This is a genomic window from Vibrio sinus (assembly GCF_023634645.1).
Lineage (GTDB): Bacteria > Pseudomonadota > Gammaproteobacteria > Enterobacterales > Vibrionaceae > Vibrio > Vibrio sinus.
In genome coordinates, this window is record NZ_JAMKMR010000049.1 from 1 (window position 1) to 1,168 (window position 1,168).

General features: G+C 47.4%; 1 protein-coding gene. It reads right to left on the reverse strand.

The window, feature by feature from the left end; all coding sequences use genetic code 11:
• A partial coding sequence (gene tuf / locus M9194_RS21515; protein ID WP_250614761.1) for an elongation factor Tu occupies positions 1-1,168 on the reverse strand: 1,168 nt, incomplete at both ends.

Consider the following 1,168-nt stretch of genomic DNA (forward strand, 5'->3'; position numbering starts at 1 on the left):
GCAACAACACCAGCACCTACAGTACGGCCACCTTCGCGGATTGCGAAACGTAGACCTTCGTCCATCGCGATTGGTGCGATCAACTCTACTGTCATCTTAATGTTGTCACCTGGCATAACCATTTCTACGCCTTCAGGTAGCTCGATGTTACCTGTTACGTCAGTTGTACGGAAGTAGAACTGTGGACGGTAGCCTTTGAAGAATGGAGTGTGACGACCACCTTCATCTTTAGACAGTACGTATACTTCAGACTCAAACTTAGTGTGTGGAGTGATTGAACCTGGAGCCGCTAGTACTTGGCCACGCTCAACTTCGTCACGCTTAGTACCACGTAGAAGTGCACCAACGTTCTCACCCGCACGACCTTCGTCTAGAAGCTTACGGAACATCTCAACACCAGTACAAGTAGTAGTTGTAGTCTCTTTGATACCTACGATTTCTACTTCGTCACCGACTGTTAGGATACCGCGCTCGATACGACCTGTTACTACTGTACCACGACCTTGGATTGAGAATACGTCTTCAATCGGTAGTAGGAAAGGTTGGTCAATTGCACGCTCTGGCTCTGGGATGTAAGAATCTAGTGCTTCTGCAAGCTCAACGATCTTGTCTTCCCACTCTTTTTCGCCGTTTAGTGCGCCAAGAGCTGAACCTTGGATTACTGGTAGGTCATCACCTGGGAATTCGTACTCAGAAAGAAGTTCACGAACTTCCATTTCTACTAGTTCTAGTAGCTCTTCATCATCTACCATGTCACATTTGTTCATGAATACGATGATGTATGGGATACCAACCTGACGGCCTAGTAGGATGTGCTCACGAGTTTGAGGCATTGGGCCATCTGTCGCAGCTACAACTAGGATACCACCGTCCATTTGCGCAGCACCTGTGATCATGTTTTTAACATAATCCGCGTGTCCTGGGCAGTCTACGTGTGCGTAGTGACGAGTTGGAGTGTCGTACTCTACGTGAGATGTTGCGATTGTGATACCGCGCTCACGCTCTTCTGGAGCGTTATCGATTGATGCGAAGTCTTTCGCTTCACCGCCGTATACTTTAGCTAAAGTAGTACAGATTGCAGCAGTTAGAGTTGTTTTACCGTGGTCAACGTGGCCGATAGTACCAACGTTTACGTGCGGTTTCGTACGTTCAAATTTTTCTTTAGACA